Raw genomic sequence first — 1,516 nt, forward strand, 5'->3', positions numbered from 1 at the left:
GAGTAGCCTCGGATTGGGCGGGAGGACCGCCTGTCCGCGCGTGTCCGCAAAGCTAGGAAAGGATCCGGGAGCAAAGCCACTTCACCCGTGAGGGCGCGGTGCTTGTGGTGTCGAGCGAACGTTCCGCCGATTGGCCTGAAATCTGTGGTCCAGGCCTCGATCTCCCGAGTGATATTCCGTTGCGAGTGGTCGGCTCCTTGCATTTCGTCGTCGAGAAATCGCGGCACGCGTGATGGAGTTGACAGTGGTCCGGTTAGTATCGCCCGCCAAGCGGCGTCGCGTCGACGCGAGTTCCCGCTTCGACATGCCCCAGGCTCATTCGAACCAAGCTGCCCGCGTCGGTCGCTCCGCCACCGCTAGCCACTTGCCCTCAGGGCATCCCGGCACGGGAGCGCTTTCATGAACTTGGACGACCTTTTGTTCCCGCCACCGTGGTCAGCAGGGACTCGCCGCGGGTGCTCGGCTACTGACTGAAACCCAAAGCTACGAAACGAAAGAACGGCGGCGCGAGCCGCAACGGATCGAGGAGGACGTGATGAGCTATACAGCAGGCTTTGCCGTCATGGATGTCGCTGTTCGGGGTGTCTTGCCCATCGGCGACGATACCGGGAACGTGACATATTTCGTGCTCGACACGACCAAGAGCGCCATCGTCGGTCAGGTCAACCTCCCCAAGACGGTCAAGCGAAGCCTCGCTGTCTCCCTTAACGTCAAGGTTCCGAGCACCGCCGGCTCGTTGGCGATCGGCACGTTTGACGACGGCGGCAATTTCCAGGTCGCCAGCTTCCTGCGCGTGGAAACACCTGTCGTTCCGCGGCCCGGCGGTGCCGTCGGGCCGTCAGCGAGGTGATCGCGTCCAATCTCATTGTTCCCTCTCGCCTGCCAAACCGGTGGGCGGTTTCCCCTTGAATTGAATTCAAAGCCAACAGGAGCCAGTTATGGCCCGTGCCTCTGAAATTCTTTTTGTGGATCCTTCAATCTCCGACCTGCAGACCGTTCTCGGCAATTTGAGGCCTGAAGTCCGGGCTGTCGTGCTCAACAGCGGCCGACCGCCGGCGCAGCAGATCGCCGCCGCCCTCGATGGCCACAAAGGGCTCGACGCAGTCCACATCATCGCTCACGGCGCGCCGGGACGGGTCCAATTCGCCGCAGGGGAGTGGTCCGCCGCCACGTTGAAGGAAAGCGACCAGGATTTCGCCGCCATCGGCAAAGCGCTCGCCGCGGATGGCCAACTGCGGCTATGGAGTTGCTCGGCGGCATTGGGGAATGTCGGCGAAAGGTTCCTCGAGGCATTGGAAGAAGCCGTAGGCGCCGAGGTTTGTGCATCCAGGTCGCTGGTTGGCGCGGCGAATCTGGGTGGGTCTTGGGGACTCCCGCACTATGCGACCTCGCCCTTGCCGCCGATCACTTCAGCTGGCGTAGCAAATTACTCAGGGGTACTTGAATCGGGCGACCTTACACTCGCCGGTTTTACAGATGCTGGCAGCAGTAAAAGTATTAATACATACTATCTTAT

The 1,516-nt window shown here is 61.3% G+C and carries 2 protein-coding genes; both read left to right on the forward strand.

Going from position 1 to position 1,516, the window contains the following annotated elements:
- Positions 1-535 precede the first annotated feature (535 nt).
- Positions 536-850, forward strand: a complete 315-nt coding sequence (locus tag EOA27_RS36000; protein ID WP_126078796.1) for a hypothetical protein — start codon at positions 536-538, stop codon at positions 848-850.
- An 88-nt stretch (positions 851-938) separates the two neighbouring features.
- Positions 939-1,516 (forward strand): DUF4347 domain-containing protein (locus tag EOA27_RS36005; RefSeq protein ID WP_127258675.1); only part of this gene is annotated, 578 nt, incomplete at its 3' end.

The sequence above is a fragment of the Mesorhizobium sp. M2A.F.Ca.ET.037.01.1.1 genome (assembly GCF_003998075.1).
GTDB lineage: Bacteria > Pseudomonadota > Alphaproteobacteria > Rhizobiales > Rhizobiaceae > Mesorhizobium.